General features: G+C 73.6%; 11 protein-coding genes. 4 read left to right on the plus strand and 7 right to left on the minus strand.

The annotated features are described in order from the left end of the window. Nucleotides 1–26: 26 nt before the first annotated feature. Nucleotides 27–1,253, plus strand: a complete 1,227-nt coding sequence (locus tag DJ476_RS30550; protein WP_112492009.1) for a PLP-dependent transferase — start codon at nt 27–29, stop codon at nt 1,251–1,253. Here DJ476_RS30550 and DJ476_RS30555 read toward each other — a convergent pair. The 5 genes from DJ476_RS30555 to DJ476_RS30575 all read right to left on the minus strand — a co-directional run bounded on the left by DJ476_RS30555 (nt 1,174) and on the right by DJ476_RS30575 (nt 9,615). Beyond that, nucleotides 1,174–2,571, minus strand: a complete 1,398-nt coding sequence (locus DJ476_RS30555; protein ID WP_318294815.1) for a GNAT family N-acetyltransferase — start codon at nt 2,569–2,571, stop codon at nt 1,174–1,176. The two genes, DJ476_RS30550 and DJ476_RS30555, sit on opposite strands and share 80 nt — an antisense overlap. Before the next feature lie 152 nt (nt 2,572–2,723). Next, complete coding sequence (locus tag DJ476_RS30560; protein ID WP_112492011.1) at nt 2,724–5,423, minus strand: DUF7824 domain-containing protein; 2,700 nt, start codon at nt 5,421–5,423, stop codon at nt 2,724–2,726. After that, nucleotides 5,420–6,796, minus strand: coding sequence for an SWIM zinc finger family protein (locus tag DJ476_RS30565; protein WP_112492012.1), 1,377 nt, complete (start codon nt 6,794–6,796; stop codon nt 5,420–5,422). The genes DJ476_RS30560 and DJ476_RS30565 overlap by 4 nt, the downstream gene beginning before the upstream one ends. Nucleotides 6,797–6,904: 108 nt before the next feature. After that, nucleotides 6,905–8,497 carry an alkaline phosphatase D family protein gene (locus DJ476_RS30570; protein WP_112492013.1) on the minus strand — a complete coding sequence of 531 codons (1,593 nt, stop codon included), beginning with the start codon at nt 8,495–8,497 and terminating at the stop codon, nt 6,905–6,907. A 287-nt stretch (nt 8,498–8,784) separates the two neighbouring features. Further along, complete coding sequence (locus DJ476_RS30575) at nt 8,785–9,615, minus strand: alpha/beta fold hydrolase (RefSeq protein ID WP_112492014.1); 831 nt, start codon at nt 9,613–9,615, stop codon at nt 8,785–8,787. Between the two features lie 122 nt (nt 9,616–9,737). Here DJ476_RS30575 and DJ476_RS30580 point away from each other — a divergent pair, with 122 nt between their 5' ends. Together DJ476_RS30580 and DJ476_RS30585 are read left to right on the plus strand one after the other, a co-directional pair. After that, complete coding sequence (locus DJ476_RS30580) at nt 9,738–10,640, plus strand: RNA polymerase sigma-70 factor (protein ID WP_112492015.1); 903 nt, start codon at nt 9,738–9,740, stop codon at nt 10,638–10,640. Between the two features lie 291 nt (nt 10,641–10,931). Further along, nucleotides 10,932–11,699, plus strand: coding sequence for a GntR family transcriptional regulator (locus DJ476_RS30585; RefSeq protein ID WP_112492016.1), 768 nt, complete (start codon nt 10,932–10,934; stop codon nt 11,697–11,699). 317 nt (nt 11,700–12,016) lie between these two features. Here the strand turns inward: DJ476_RS30585 and DJ476_RS30590 are convergent, their stop codons facing one another. Continuing rightward, nucleotides 12,017–13,174: an ROK family protein gene (locus tag DJ476_RS30590; protein WP_070202538.1), complete on the minus strand. Its 1,158-nt coding sequence runs from the start codon at nt 13,172–13,174 to the stop codon at nt 12,017–12,019. Between the two features lie 397 nt (nt 13,175–13,571). Between DJ476_RS30590 and DJ476_RS30595 the strand changes: the two genes are divergently transcribed. Then, complete coding sequence (locus DJ476_RS30595; RefSeq protein ID WP_103417836.1) at nt 13,572–14,009, plus strand: hypothetical protein; 438 nt, start codon at nt 13,572–13,574, stop codon at nt 14,007–14,009. Nucleotides 14,010–14,131: 122 nt separating this feature from the next. Here DJ476_RS30595 and mug read toward each other — a convergent pair whose 3' ends face one another. Then, complete coding sequence (gene mug, locus DJ476_RS30600) at nt 14,132–14,674, minus strand: G/U mismatch-specific DNA glycosylase (RefSeq protein ID WP_112492017.1); 543 nt, start codon at nt 14,672–14,674, stop codon at nt 14,132–14,134. Nucleotides 14,675–14,680 lie beyond the last annotated feature (6 nt).

Genomic DNA, 14,680 nt, shown 5'->3' on the forward strand with positions numbered 1-14,680 from the left:
AGCCGGTAACTGTTCAGCCTGTTGTCATGGACAACGAAGTCTCGATGACGCCCCCTGCCCCCACCCCGGCCAGGGCGCTGGCCACCGAAGCCGTGCACGCCGGACGCGACGACCTCGCCTCCCTCGGCCTGCACGCCCCTCCGCTCGACCTGTCCACCACCTACCCCTCCTACGACTCGCGGGCCGAGGCCGAGCGCATCGACGCCTTCGCCACCACGGGCGCCCGCCCGGACGGCCCGCCCGTCTACGCGCGGCTCGACAACCCGACCACCGGCCGCTTCGAGACCGCGCTCGCCCGGCTGGAGGGGACCGACAGCGCCGTCGCGTTCGCCAGCGGCATGGCGGCCCTCACCGCCGTCCTGCTGGCCCGCGCGAGCATGGGGCTGCGCCATGTCGTCGCCGTTCGCCCCCTCTACGGGTGCAGCGACCACCTCCTGGGCGCCGGGCTGCTCGGCACCGAGGTCACCTGGACCGACCCGGCGGGCATCGCGGACGCGATCCGCCCGGACACCGGCCTGGTCATGGTCGAGACCCCGGCCAACCCCACCCTCGCCGAGATCGACATCCGGGCCGTCGCCCACTCCTGCGGCTCCGTGCCGCTGCTCGTCGACAACACCTTCGCCACCCCCGTGCTCCAGCGGCCCGTCGAACACGGCGCCCGGATCGTCCTGCACAGCGCCACCAAGTACCTCGGCGGCCACGGCGATGTGATGGGCGGGGTCGTCGCCTGCGACGAGGAGTTCGCCGCCACGCTCCGCCAGGTGCGGTTCGCCACCGGCGGGGTGCTGCACCCGCTGGCCGGATATCTGCTGCTGCGGGGGCTGTCCACCCTTCCGGTACGCGTCCGGGCCGCGTCCGCCTCCGCCGCCGAACTCTCCCGCCGGCTCACCGCCGACCCGCGGATCGCCCGGGTGCACTACCCGGAGATCGGCGGGGCGATGGTCTCCTTCGAGGTGTACGGGGACCCCCACGCCGTGATCGCGGGCGTCCGGCTCATCACGCCCGCCGTCAGCCTGGGCAGCGTGGACTCGCTGATCCAGCACCCGGCCTCCATCAGCCACCGCATCGTGGACGAGGGCGACCGGCAGGCGGCCGGGGTCGGTGACCGGCTGCTGCGGATGTCGGTGGGCCTGGAGGACGTCGAGGACCTGTGGGCCGACCTGTGTCAGGCGCTCAGCGACGGGCCCCTTCCGCAGGCCCGGACGGCCGAACGATCCGCTCGTCCGACGGCCGGGCAGTCCGTTCGCCCGTAGTGCCCGTCGGCTCCGCCGCAGTGGCGCTCAGCCGTGCCGTGATGACGAGGGTGCCCTCCTCGATCTGGTAGTCGAGGGGGAGCCCCAGGGCGCGCATCGCGGCGACCATGCCGGTGTTACGGGACTGGGTGACGGCGTACACGCTGTCGCACCCCGCCTCCTCCGCGAGCTGCACCAGCCGGCCGAGCAGCTCCGAGCCGATGCCCCGGCGCTGCCAGTCGTCCTCGACGAGGAGGGCCACCTCGGTCTCGTCGCCGTCCCAGAGCAGGTGGCCCAGCGCCACCAGCTTGCCGGAGGCGGTCTGGACGGCCAGGGTGCGGCCGAACCGCGGGCTCAGCAGGTGGTTGAGATAGCGGTCGGCGTCGCCCACCGGGCCGTGGTAGCGCAGCCCCAGGGTGTCGGGGGAGCACCGGTCGTGCATGGCGCGGGCCGCGGCGAGGTCGCTGCGGTCCGCGCGGCGCACGGTGATCTCGTTGCCCTCGGGGAGGGTGAGGATGTCGGTGCTCCGGGGCACCCGCGGGCCGAGCCGGGCGTCCAGCTCCACCAGGGCGCGGGCCCGGGCGAACTCGGTCGGCGTGAACGGCAGATAGGGCCGCTCGACGGAGATGACCCCGCCGGACGGGTCGCGCAGCCGCATGACGGTCTCCTCCAGGACGCCTTCGACCGGGGCGCTCTGCCCGGTCGGGCGGCCGGTGACGGAGACGGCGGGCAGCGAGTGGATGGTGCAGCGGCCCAGCAACTGGCGCAGGGCCAGGGGCAGTTCCGCCGCGTCCAGTGCCGTGCGGGTGGCCAGGGAGAGCACCCGGGTCGGGGTGTCGACCAGATCGTGGGTGTCCGCCCGCTCGATCCAGGTGGCCGTGCCGCCCGCGGCCTCGATCTGCCCGGTCAGCTCCTGCGACGGGAGCGAGGCGGGCGCCCGCAGCAGGAACTCGTCGACCGTCCCCTCCGCCAGCGGGTGGGTCTGGAGCGTCAGGATGTCGATACGGAACCGGGCGATCACCAGGCACAGCGCGGCCAGACTGCCCGGGGCGTCCCGCACGGTCGTCCGCATCCGCCACAGCACGGTCTCCCCGCCGCCGGACCCGCCCCCGGCCTCGGCGCCGTCCGCCGAACCGGTGGCCCCGTCCGGCGTCGGATCGGAGCTGCCCGGATCCTTGGGCGGGGGATCGTTGCTGTGGCGCCTGGCCCTCCAGGTGTGGAACGCGGCCATGGCCACCAGGGCCACGGTCGACGCCAGGATCAGGGCGGCCAGGAGCAGGTGGCTTCCGTCGGGCCGGTGCCCGAACAGGGTGGTCATCGCATCCGTCACATCAGTCATATCCTTACTGTGAACGCCTGGTGTTGCCTGATCACGAACACCTTGTGACTGATGGGTTAAGTGTGGATCTGATCGCCTATCGTCGGTTTTCGGCCGTATTCTGCACTCCTCGAGGTCATCGCCTCTTGAAGGTCATCACCCCTTGAAAGCCGTCACTCCTTGAAGGTCTTCGCCAGGCGGACGGCCTGCCGGACGGTCTGCGAGGACCCCTTGCGCCCGGCCGTCGCGGCCAGCCCGGCGATCGGCTCGATCCCCTCCGTACCGCAGCGCTCGGCGCACTCCGCCGCCACGGCCAGCAGGTCCCCGATGCCGCGGGGCGCCTTCTCGTACGCCAGCAGGGTGGGCAGCACCCGGGCCAGCACGCCGAGCACGGTCCGGTACGCACCGGTGGCGGCGGCCGTCCGGGCGGAGTCGGCCAGCCGGTTGACCTTGACCAGATCGTGGTCCACGAGGACCCCCAGCTCCCGGCCGAGCAGTACGGTGTCCAGCCGCCCCTGGGCGGCCAGCACGAGGAGCGCGTCCACGGCGGATATCCGGTCCTCGGGGTGGCGCGCGCCCAGCCCGTACGCCAGGGCGAGGTGCAGGGCGACACCGGCCTCGCCGCCCGCCTCCACCAGCCGTGGCAGGCACCAGGCACTGCCCCGGGGCCCCTCGTCGGCGGTGCGCAGCAGATCCGGCATCAGCCAGGCCGCCAGGGTCTCCCCGTCCACGGGCAGCGTCGCGGTCCAGTGCGGGCTCTGGTCCGCGCCCCAGTGGTAGCAGTCCCGGGAGCTGGGGATGTGCGGGCGGCCCAGCCAGTGGAAGGAGCGCGGGAACTCCCGCTCGATCAGCGGCCGTTCCTTGGTGGCGAGCAGCACCTGCCGCACCCCGGACGCGGACCGCTGCCACCAGTTGCCCGCCGAGGGCCGGTCGCTGGTCAGCCCGTGGCGCAGGACGGGCACCAGCGGCTCGTCGGCCCGTATCCACGCGGCCAGCCGGTCGCCCTCCGGTGTGCCGAGCGCCGCGGCGGCATCGGCGGCCTCCTCCGCGCCGCTCCGGCGCACCCGCAGCAGGGCCTGGGAGAAGTCGGCGGGCCCCGGGGTGATCCCGAGCCGCTGGTACGTCCGCAGCCGCTCGACCAGCTCCGCCGGGTCCAGCGATCCGGTGTGCCAGGTGGGGGTGGCGAGCAGGAAGGGGACCCGGTCGGTCGCCACGTCGCCGGCCGCCTCCCAGGCGCGGGCGAGCAGCACCCCGTTCAGCGCCGCGTGGGCACACGTGCCGGTGCCGGTCCAGCGGCTCTTCCCCTCGACCACGGACTGGTACGACACCCGGCCCAGCAGCGAGCCCACCACCAGGGCGAGCGCGTGGTCCGTCGTCATGTACGCCGGTTCCGGCTGCTGGTCGATGCCGTGCTCGGCGTACCACGTACCGGCCAGGGCCTCCCGCATGGCCTCCGTCAGCTCGGCCCGGTCGGTGCGGGCCACCCGGACGAGTCCATCCAGAGCGCGCTCGAAGGGAGAGATCCCGGACGCGGCGGCCAGGGCGCCGGGCGTGGTCCCCTGCCAGGAGCGGGACTTGAGCTGGGCCGACACCTCCTCGACCAGCTCTGCCACGCTCCCCGGCGCCGGATCGAGGCGGACCGGCTCCGGCACCGGCGGCAGCAGCTCCTCGTACGGTCCCTCCACCGCATCGCCCTCGTCCACCGCCCCGAAGAGCGCGGTGACCGCCTCCCGGTGGATCGGCCCCAACTGCTGGGCCGCGAAGGACAGCTCCTCCCGCAGCGCGGCGTCGTCGGCCGGAAGGTGGCGGGCGATCAGCTTGAGGGCCCGCTCCTGAAGCGCGACGTCCTCGTTCCCGAACGCCTCCGCGACCACCGGCAGCAGCTCACCCGCCGTCGAGGCGTCCCGGCCCAGCACCTTGCCCAGCAGGATCAACTGGCCGCGCACCAGCTTCTTCTCCCGACGGAAGAGCACCGCGCCCGACGCCTCCGCCAGGTCCCGGGTGGACAGCTCGCCCCGGGCGTCCAGCCGCGTCAGCACGTCCTGGGCGTGGCCGGCGACCACCGAGATGCCGTCCGCCGCCATCCCCATCCAGTCGCGGAGGTGCTCGCGCTCCTCGGCCTCCGTGATGCCCAACTGCTGGAGCACGGTGAGGAAGAACCGCTGGTCACCCGTCTTGCCCCCGCGCACCAGCCGCGTCACGCACCGCTCGGCCAGCCGCGACCGGTCGAGCACCCCCTCCTCCGCCAGGGTGCGGAGCGCGCCCGGCCAGTGGTCCGTCGAGTCCGCCGTCTCGTACCAGCTGACCTGCCCCGGAAGCTCCGCCATCTCGAACAGCCGGGGCGCGAGCACCGCGACATGCGGGTCGGAGCGGAGGATGCCGATCAGGGGGGTCCGGCCGGATCTGCCGTGCCACCGCGCCGTGCCGATCCGCTCCACCCAGCCCTCGACGATACTGTCCGTCACCGGGATCGGGCTGCCGGCCATCCGGGCCAGCTCGCTGATGAACGTGAACTCCGCCTCGGAGTTGAGCGACTTCGCCGCCAGCCGCCGGGCGAGGTCACCGAGCCAGGCCGGATCGCGGTCCCCCAGCGCCACCAGGATCAGCGGATACGGGGACCGGGACCAGCCGCGCAGATCCCGGCCGCCGATCCAGGTGGCGCAGCCCGCCGCCCCCGTGTGGCACCCGGCCCCGGCCACGTGGAGCGCCTTGCGGATCCTGTCCTGGCGCTGCCAGTCCCAGCCCCGGACCTCCTTGCGCAGCTCCTTCAGTTCGGCCAGCGCCGCCTTGCGCCCGGCCGGGTCCAGCCCGAGCACCAGGGCGGGGACGTCGCGGTGCGCTCCCGCGCGTACAGCGGTGAGAAGGTCGTTCATCGCACACCCCCGGCGACCGTCGCGCCGCGCCGGACCATCGTCACGGCCAGGGCGTGCTTGCACGGGCCCCGCTTCCCCCGGTAGTCCGCCCACCACTGACAGGTGCAGGTGAGTCTTCCGTCGCTCTCGCGCACCTGATACCGCCGGTCGCCCGAGGCCACGGAGGCCACCGCGCCGTCCAGCGAGACCACCCCCGCACCGGCCAGCTCACGGGCCGCCACCAGCCGCGGGTTGTGCCGCTCGGCCCGGTCCGCGTCGTACGGCAGCTCACGGTGGAAGTACGCCGCGTCCGCCAGGTCGTAGCCGACCCGGCCCGCCGTACCGAGCCGGGTGAGCGCGGCCCGTACGCGCTCGACGCTCAGCCCCGACTGCTCGGCCAGCGAGGCCGGTTCGATCGTGGGCTCCCACGCGAGGAGTACGGAGACCAGCTCGGCGTCGGCCGCCGCCTCGTCCGTGGCCAGCGCCTCCAGGACACCGCCCTCGCCCGAGAACCCGCGCGCCGCGTCAGGCGACAGCGTCAGCGTGAGCCGCATCCCCGGCAGCACCACCTCCCAGGCGCTCGCCACCGGGGCCCCGTCGGCCACCGGAGGCCCGTACACCCGCAGGGCCGTCGCATGGCGCAGCACCCGCTCCAGGGCCACCAGCCGCTCCGGCCCCGGCAGACAGACCGCGCCCGGCGCCGGCCGGGTCGTCGGCCGCAGGGCGGAGCCGGAGGCCACCACCCACTGGGCGCCCCGCGCCGCGTTCCCCGAACGGCGGGGCAGCGAGCGCAGGAACGCCACCGCCTGCGCCGCCGACAGCTCGGCCCGCAGATCGAACCCCGCCGAGGCCACCTGTGCCTCCGCGAACCCCCGCAGCCACCGGTCCGGCAGCGGAACCTTCTTCTCCACCAGCGGCCCGTCCACCGTCGTGACCGCCAGTTCCTCGGGGCCCACCCGCAGATGCAGCGGGTCGTCCGCCGTGATCCGGGACAGGGCGTCCCGGAGCGGATTGTTGACGTCCACATTGGTCGTGCCGTGGCCCGTCCGCTCGCCCTCCAACCCTTCCTGGAGCACATCGAGGCGGGCGTACACCCCGCAGCAGCCGGAGAACGACTCGAAGCGGAGCCGGTCCCCGTTCCCCGTCACCACCGGGTCGAGGGAGGAGGCCAGAGTGCGCTGGTAGTAGCGGGCGGCGGCCACGTCGGCCACCGCCAGCAGTCCACGGGCGGCTATGCGCGGGGCGGAGAGGAATCCGGCGAAGAACCGCGGATGCGCCTCCGCCCCGCGCGGGGTGAGACCGCCCGCGGTCTCCAGCCCCAGGGAGGCTCCCACCTGCGAGGACTCCAGGGCGGACGGGCGTGCGTAGGCCAAGGCCTGAACGGATCGGGTCATGGAGAAAACGGTAGGACCCACCACTGACAACGGCCCCTCGCGCAGCCGTCCTTGCAGGTCAGAGGCGTACCTCGGGGCTCTCCACCCGCCCGGCCCGGGCGCACGCGCTCACTGGCCGACGCGCCCCGGCCGCAGCACCTTGGTGAACAGCACCCCGCCGCCCTCCGCCCGCAGACGGACCGTCAGCTCCGCACTGTCGCCGTCGATCGCGACCTCCCCAAAGAACTGGGGCGACTCCATCGGCGACACATTGGCCCGGTCCGGCGCCCGGACGAAGACCCGGTCGGGTCCGAACGTGCCGTCCAGCGCGTTGGCCGGAAATCCCCCTGCGGCCAGCGGGCCGGAGACGAACTCCCAGAACGGTGCGAAGTCCTTGAACGCCGCCCGCTCGGGGGCGTAGTGCTGTGCCGAGGTGTAGTGCACGTCGGCCGTCAGCCAGAGCGTGCCGGTCACCTTGCGGTGCTTGATGAACCGCAGCAACTCCGCGATCTGCAGCTCACGGCCGAGCGGGGCGCCCGGGTCGCCCTGGGCCACCGCCTCGAAGTCCGTCGCCCCGTCCGGGACCACCAGGCCGAGCGGCATGTCGGCCGCGATCACCTTCCACACCGCACGGGACTGCGCGAGGGCGCGTTTGAGCCACCGCAGCTGCTCGGCCCCGAGGATGCCGGTGGTGTCGTCGGCCTGCCGGTTGGGGGAGTTCCGGTTGCGGTGCGAGCGCATGTCGAGCACGAAGACGTCCAGCAGCGGCCCGTGGTGGACGGTGCGGTACATCCGGGACGGCCGCCCGGAGGAGCCGAACGGGCCGTGCGGCGCCGAGACCGGGAAGTACTCCTGGAAGGCGCGCGCGGAGCGGGCGGCGAGCAGGTCGACGTTCTTCTCGGTGTAGCGCGGGTCGTCGAGGATCTGGCCCGGGTACCAGTTGTTGCGCACCTCGTGGTCGTCCCACTGGACGACGGAGGGGACCTGGGCGTTGAAGCGGCGCACGTTCCGGTCGAGCAGGTTGTAGCGGAAGTTCCCCCGGTACTCGTCCAGCGTCTCCGCGACCTTGGCCTTCTCCTCGGTCATGACGTTGCGCCAGATCCGGCCGTCGGGCAGGGGCACGCTCGGCTGGAGCGGCCCGTCCGCGTAGACGGTGTCACCGCTGCACAGGAAGAAGTCCGGGTCGAGGCGGCGCATCTCCTCGTAGACCCGGTAGCCGCCGATGTCCGGGTTGATGCCCCAGCCCTGTCCCGCGATGTCCCCGGACCACAGGAAGCGCACCCCGTCGCGCCGCCGGGCCGGAGCGGTACGGAACGTTCCGTACACCGGTTTTCCGGTACGGCGGGGGTCGTACGGGTCGGCCAGGGTGACCCGGTAGTGCACCTGCTCGCCCGCCGGAAGGCCGTACAGGGGCGTGGTGGCGGTGAAGTCCGTCCCCGGGCCGACCAGCGGCCCGTACCAGCGCCGGGTCCGGCGGAAGGACTCGGTCGCGGAGGTCTCCACCAGCATCCGGGCGGGCCGGTCGGAACGCACCCACACCAGCGCCGAGGAGGCGGTGACGCTCCCCACCTGCACCCCCCACGCCGCCTCAGGCCGCCCCGCCAGCGCCAGGGCCGGAGCCACGCCGAGGGCCACGGGCACGGCGGCCGCCACGGGGACGAGCAGCGAGCCGCGCAGAACGGTACGGCGGCCGGGCGAGGGGATACGCGGGCGGTGCGGCATCGGGGCGCCTCCAGGGCAGGGCGGTGGGCGAACGGACGGGCGGACGCCGGCCGGTCCACCCGCGCTTCTCCGCAGGGCCGTGCCGGTCCCCGTGTCCATGCCTAGTGGCCGGTGGAAGCCGCCGCCCCAACCCCAGGTGAACGGGGCCCGACAGTGGCACCCGCAGGCACCGGAACCTGCCCCTGTGCCGCGGAACCCGCCCCAGGGCCCCGGAACCCGCGCCACCGCAACCCGTGCCCGGACTACGGGAGTCCGTCCCCACGCCCCTGGAACGCGCCCGCGCCCCCTCAGCGGCTGGTGTCGAGGATGACGCGGGCCACCAGAGCCGGGTCGTCGTTCATCGGGACGTGCCCGCAGCCGGGCAGTCGCACCAGCCGCGCGTCCGGGATCACATGCTTGGCGCGGATCCCCTGCCGGCGCAGCAGGATGCGGTCGCGGGTGCCCCAGGCGACGGTGACGGGGACGCCCTTCACATCGTCGGTGAAGAGGACGTTCCCGCCGGCGGCCAGCGTCTGGTGGAAGCCGGTCGCTCCGCGCAGGGCCAGGGTCTCGGCCACGACGGCCTCGGGCGAACGGCGGCCGGGCCGGGCGTAGATGGTGCTGGTCAGCGCCGTACGCCCGGCCGTGCTGCGGGAGAGCCGCTCGATCGCCGGCACCGGCAGGGCCAGCGCGGCGCGGCGCATCGCCCGCAGGGTGGCGAAGGCGTAACGGCGCTCGGGCTCGTTCCAGAAGCCCGCGGGGGAGAGGGCGGTCACCGAGCGGACCAGCTCCGTCCGCCCCAACTCCAGGGCGAACAGGCCCCCGAGGGAGTTCCCGGCCACATGCGGGCGGTCCAGGCCCAGCGTCCCGAAGAGGGCCCCGAAGATCGCGGGGACCGTCTCCAGGCTGTACGCGACTCCGTTCGGCAGCCCCGGGGACGCACCGAAGCCGGGCAGGTCGACGGCTATCACCTCCCGCTCGGCGGCCAGGATCCGCGTCACCGGCTCCCAGGCCTGGTGGTGGTGGCCGATGCCGTGGAGCAGCACCAGCGGCTCTCCCGTACCGGTCCGTTCGTACTCCACCGAGACCGGACGGGGGCCGTGCGCCGTATCGACGGTGAAGGAGACCGTGGTGGCCATGGAGCCGCTCCCTGAAGTGGGTAGACATCGCGTCAACAACAATTACCGCCCGGTAGCTTGGAGTTCAAGGGCTGGGGCGATTCCCGCTGGACACCGCCGGGCGCACCGGCTGGGATGGGCCGGTGAACGCCGACCCCGCGACCGACGTCTTCGAAGAGCACCGCCCCGTCCTCACCGGTGTCGCCTACCGCATGCTCGGCCGGATCACCGACGCCGAGGACGTGGTGCAGGAGGCGTGGCTGCGGTGGTCGTCCGCGGACCGGGAGGAGGTCCGCGAGCCGAGGGCGTACCTGGTACGGATCACCACCCGGCTGGCCGTCGACCGGCTGCGCCACCTGCGCTCGCGCCGGGAGGCGTACGTGGGCCCCTGGCTGCCCGAACCGCTGACCACGGAGGAAGCCGTCGGGACGCCGCCCGTCCCGGACGCCGCCGAGCGGGCGGTCCTGGCCGACTCCGTCTCCTTCGCCGTGCTGGTCGTCCTCGAATCGCTCTCCCCGCTGGAGCGCGCCGTCTTCGTGCTGCGGGAGGCCTTCGGATTCCCGTACGCCGACATCGCCGCCGCCCTCGACCGGACCGAGCCGGCCGTCCGGCAGCTCGCCGGGCGCGCCAGGCGCCATGTGGAGGAGCGCAGGCCGCGCTACGACGTGGACCCGGCCGAGCGCCGGGACCTCACCGAACGGTTCCTGGCCGCCGCGTCCGGCGGCTCCATCGGGGAGCTGATGGCCCTCCTGGCGCCGGACGTCCGGCTCGTCAGTGACGCGGGCGGGAAGGCGAAGGCGGCGCTGCGGACCATCGAGTCCGCCGACAAGGTCGGCCGGTTCCTCGCCGCGGTGGCCCAGGAGGTGGGGCCCGACTGGGACATGCGGGTCGCGGAGTTCAACGGGGGACCCGCTGTGGCGTGCTTTGTCGGAGGAAAGCCGGACACATTTCTCCAGCTCGAAGTCCGGGACGGTGTCATTCAATGCATCTATATCGTTCGTAATCCGGACAAGCTCTCCGGTCTGTCCGCGCTATTCGATCTCTAGTCGTTCTCCGGCTGGGAGCGCTTTCAAGCCAACTGGAATCCGGCTGCTGCCGCGCCGCGACCGCCTGCCCACAACCCCGTCACCACCCTGGTGGTGGGGCTTCATGCTGCGCGCGGCTCACGGCACCACGAACGTCTTGTGAACGCTCTGCGCCAAAGTCCCGTTTCGTTCCGTTACGGAATAAGGATTGGTCTTGACCAAGGGGGTGCGCCGCCCTAGGGTCTCAACTTAAGACAGGAACCTTTAATAAATAGCGTCGTGGAAGTCGCTGGGCGATTGCGGAGGACAGTGGTGGGGACCACGCAGCTCGAATCGGTACAGGAGCCGAAGTACTGGCACCTCAAGACCGTGCTCAGTGAGGCGCTCGACTCGGACTTCGCGGTGGGTGAGATCCTGCCCAACGAGCGGGACCTCGCGGCACGGTTCGGAGTCGCGCGCGCCACGCTCCGGCAGGCTCTGGAGCAGCTCGAACTCGAAGGCAGGCTGCAGCGCCGCCGAGGCGTCGGTACGACGGTGGCCCCGCCGCGCGTCGGTGTGGCCGTCTCCACCTCCCAGCACGAGTGGGAGGGCGGAGTGGCCGGCGAGGCCTGGCAGCCGGTCGACTGCGTCAGCGAGGCGGCCCCGGGCGCCGTCGCCGCCATGCTCGGCACCGGCACCGAGCCCGTCCACGTGGTGCGCCGCATCCGCGACACCCACGGCCAGGCGGTGGCGGCCGAACTGCTCTACGTGCCCGCCTCCTCGGTCCCCGACCTCTCCGCGATCGACGCGCCCTCCGGCACCGTGCGCGCCCGCGCCGTGCTGCGCGAGCTGCACCGGCTGGGCGTGGAGGGCCAGGACCGTTCCGTGGAGCTGGGCTCGGCGCGCGCGGACGACGCCAAGGAGCTGGACCGGCTCCCCGGCGCCCCCGTCCTCGTGGTCACCACCCGCTACTTCGCCTCGGGCGGCACGGCGGCCGTCTCCGTCGCCACCTACCGGGCGGACACCTGCCGGCTCACCTTCGGGGACTCCGGCGCGCTGGAGATCAGCCACGACGAGCAGCAGCAGCGCCAGGCTTCCTGAGGCCGGGTCTGCCGGCGCCGGGCCTCCTGACACGGGACCCACCGGCGCAGGACGGACGGTTCACGCACGGACGTCCACCGTCCTACGCCTCACCCGATGGCGGTCCGCCGGAAACCGGCCGGGCCGCCATCGGCGCGTTTCCCGGCCGGAGCGCGCCTATCTCGCGGCGAGCGCCGCCCGGCCCGGCCGCCGTCATTCCGTACGGCCGACCCGCGCCCCGGGCCCCGTCAGGTCCCGTGCCATCCGCGCCCCGGGTCCCGGGTCCCGAGACGTCCCGCGCCCCGCGCCCCGGGCCCCCGGCCCCGTAACGCCCGTGCTCAGCGCCGGGTCGTCACCGCGCCCTCCACGGCGAACAGCTGCTCCTCGACGTGGTCCAGCGCCAGCCGCAGGGCCCCCGTCGCGACGGCGGCCTCACCGAGCAGGGACAGCGTCACCCGCGGCGGGCGCAGACAGTAGCGGGCCAGCTCCCTGCGCAGCGGCTCCAGCACCCCGTCCAGACCGGCGGCCCAGCCACCGACCACCACCAGCTCCGGGTCGAGCGCCAGCGCCAGCGCCGCCACATCGTGCACCAGCCGCTGGAGGAACCGCTCGACGGCCGCCCGCGCCTCCGCGTCACCCTGCCGGGCCTTGGCGAACACCACGGCCACCGCCTGCTCGTCCAGCGGCTCCAGCGGGGTCCCCGTGGTCGACAGCAGATGCTCCGGAGTCACGTCCCTGCCCAGCAGATGCAGGGCGCCGATCTCCCCGGCCGCCCCGCCGAACCCCCGGTGCAGCCGCCCGCCGATCAGCGAACCCGCCCCCGGGCTCAGCCCCGCCAGGACGAACACGATGTCGTCGGACTCGGTGGCCGCGCCCTTCCAGTGCTCGGCGACGGCGGCGGCGTTGGCGTCGTTCTCCACGAGGACCGGGCAGCGGAACGAACGCCGCAGCCGCTCCCCCAGGGGGAGCCCCGTCCACCCCGGCAGCGCCGTCCCCAGCCGTACGGTCCCGTCGGCCTCCACGATGCCCGGGCTGCCGACACCGACGGCCCGCAGACTGCTCCGGGCCACCCCGCTGCGGCGCAGGAGATCCGCGATCACGGCCCTCACCTGGTCGAGCCGCTCGTCCGCCTCGGCCGTCTCCGACACCGTACGGGAACCCGCCCCGGTCACCCGGCCGTCCAGCCCCGACAGAAGCGCCGACACCCGGTGCGGGCCGATCTCGACGCCCAGCAGATACCCCGCCTCCGCCCGGAAGCGGAATCGGCGGGCGGGCCGGCCCTGGCGCCGCGCCTCGCTCTCGTCGGGGTGGGCCTCGACCACCAGACCGGCCTCGAACAGCCCCTCGACCACGCCCTCCACCGTCGGCCGGGAGAGACCCGTGATCCGGGTCAGGTCCGTCAGCGTCGGCGAGCCGGCACCTCGCAGGGCGTGCAGTACCACCGCTGAATTGATCCGCCGCAGCAGCGACGGATCTCCCCCGGTCAGCCGGCTCACGGTGCGTCCTCCCAGCTCTTGCGCATGTCTGCCGGATCGTACTCGCTGCTCGCAGGCCCTGCGAGCAGCACCGCAAGCCGGTATCGAGCCGCAACCTGCGCCTTCTCGGAGCCACGGAACCGGACGAGCGCACCCCGCCGACCGCCCGTGTACGGGGTCCCGCCCCCAACTGCACCGGAATCGAACTGACATGGGCCCCGCTGTCTCGATACCGACGTCCGGCGCGGCTCGATCTCCGCGTCCGACGGTCCCCCGGACCGCCAACCGGAGCATTTCCGCCGCTGCCCCGCCGGTCCGTCGACGGCACCCGTACATCCATGGCCACGGCGTCCGGACGCCCCCGGTTCACCACGCACCCGCACCTTCCGCTGTCGGTGGCGGACGGTTTACTGACGTCATGACGACCGCACACCATCTCCGCCTCATCGACGGGATGCGCACCAGGGACTTCCCCCTGGAGCGCACGCCGTCGGACTGGGGAGTCAGCGGACCCGGCTACCACACGGCGTTCCTGCGCGCCGACCACCAACCGTGGGGCGACGACGAGCCGTCCGCCCCCGAGCACCGGGCGCAGTGTCTGGCGGAGCACGACGCGCTGCTCACCCTCCTCGCCGCCCGCTGGGGCGAACCGCAGGTGATGAGTCTGTGGAGTGCGCAGGAGCGGATGACGGCGGGCGAAATGGTGGCCGACCCCTGGGCGGATCCGGTGGCCGGATGCGAGTTCCTGCGGCTGTGGCGGGTCGAGGAGCGGTGGATCGCGGTCGGGCTGGTCCTGGAGGACGGGGGACCGGGCTGCGAACTGACGGTGCTGGTGACGGTCGTCGACCCACCCTGACCGGGAGCCCCGTCCGACCGGCAGACCGCTCCGGCCGCAGCAGGAGGCGAAGGTGGCACGGCGGCCGGGAGGGCAGGAGGGAGTGGCGGCCCGGAGGGGAGGCGACAACGTCTGGGAGGGCTCTACGCCGTTTCCGAGGCCGCCTCGCGCAGCCGGGCGTACTCCTCGGCCATCGTCTCGATCGTCCAATGGGCGTTGAGCCCACTGGGGTTGGGCAGCCCCCACACCCGCGCCCCGCCGATCGTGCGTTCCTGACGGCCGATCCGGGCCCGCGGCTCCCCGAAGGCCGTGCGGTACGCGGTGATGCCGACGACCGCGAGCCATGCCGGTGACAGGCGTTCGACCCGCTCGGTGAGGGCCACCCCGCCCGTCCGGAACTCCTCGGCGTCCACCTCGTCCGCCCGCGCCGTCGCCCGGGCCACCACATTGGTGATGCCGAGGCCGAGGGACAGCAGTTCGGACTGTTCCGAGGGGAGGAGCCTGCGGGGCGTGAAGCCCGAGCGGTGGAGGACCGGCCAGAAGCGGTTGCCCGGGTGGGCGAAGTGATGGCCCGTGGCGGCGGTCGTCAGGCTCGGGTTGATCCCGCAGAAGAGCACGCGGAGGCCGCCCGCGGCCACATCCGGAACGGTGCGGTCGCGGGCGGCGTTCAGCTCCTCGGGCGTCATACGGTG

Origin of the sequence: Streptomyces bacillaris (assembly GCF_003268675.1) — a bacterium.
In the GTDB taxonomy this organism is placed as follows: domain Bacteria; phylum Actinomycetota; class Actinomycetes; order Streptomycetales; family Streptomycetaceae; genus Streptomyces; species Streptomyces bacillaris.

What these genes read in the sequence shown, in the direction of transcription:
- DJ476_RS30550 (WP_112492009.1), top strand. Translation starts at nt 27, where the DNA reads ATGGACAACGAAGTCTCGATGACGCCCCCTGCCCCCACCCCGGCCAGG.
- DJ476_RS30555 (WP_318294815.1), bottom strand. Translation starts at nt 2,571, where the DNA reads ATGACTGATGTGACGGATGCGATGACCACCCTGTTCGGGCACCGGCCC.
- DJ476_RS30560 (WP_112492011.1), bottom strand. Translation starts at nt 5,423, where the DNA reads ATGAACGACCTTCTCACCGCTGTACGCGCGGGAGCGCACCGCGACGTC.
- DJ476_RS30565 (WP_112492012.1), bottom strand. Translation starts at nt 6,796, where the DNA reads ATGACCCGATCCGTTCAGGCCTTGGCCTACGCACGCCCGTCCGCCCTG.
- DJ476_RS30570 (WP_112492013.1), bottom strand. Translation starts at nt 8,497, where the DNA reads ATGCCGCACCGCCCGCGTATCCCCTCGCCCGGCCGCCGTACCGTTCTG.
- DJ476_RS30575 (WP_112492014.1), bottom strand. Translation starts at nt 9,615, where the DNA reads ATGGCCACCACGGTCTCCTTCACCGTCGATACGGCGCACGGCCCCCGT.
- DJ476_RS30595 (WP_103417836.1), top strand. Translation starts at nt 13,572, where the DNA reads ATGACGACCGCACACCATCTCCGCCTCATCGACGGGATGCGCACCAGG.
- mug (WP_112492017.1), bottom strand. Translation starts at nt 14,674, where the DNA reads ATGACGCCCGAGGAGCTGAACGCCGCCCGCGACCGCACCGTTCCGGAT.